Below are 385 nucleotides of genomic sequence, written 5' to 3' on the forward strand. Positions count from 1 at the left end.
CGCCTACGGCGGACGCCAGGAGATCGTCGATGCCGTGCGGTCACTGCTGTCCAAGGAACTGGCGAACGGTGCCACGGCCGAGCAGCTCGTTGAAGCCGTCACGGTCGACGGGATCTCGGAGAACCTCTACACCTCCGGGCAGCCCGACCCGGACCTCGTCATCCGCACCTCAGGTGAGCAACGTCTGTCCGGATTCCTGTTGTGGCAGAGCGCATATTCGGAGATGTGGTTCACCGAGGCGTACTGGCCGGCATTCCGCCGCGTGGACTTCCTGCGCGCGTTGCGCGATTACACCGCCCGGCATCGTCGCTTCGGCAAGTAGGGGCGTGCCAAACTTGAACCATGGCTGCGCTGTCGGCAGTGGTCTTCACGCTCAGCTGGTGGC

At 64.7% G+C, this 385-nt stretch carries 1 pseudogene; it reads left to right on the plus strand.

The annotated features are described in order from the left end of the window. Positions 1 to 322 (plus strand): annotated as a pseudogene (locus IMZ11_RS44735) ((2Z,6E)-farnesyl diphosphate synthase); the annotation flags it as partial. Positions 323 to 385 lie beyond the last annotated feature (63 nt).

It is taken from the genome of Microtetraspora sp. AC03309 (genome assembly GCF_020826795.1).
Classification (GTDB): Bacteria; Actinomycetota; Actinomycetes; order Streptosporangiales; family Streptosporangiaceae; genus Microtetraspora; species Microtetraspora glauca.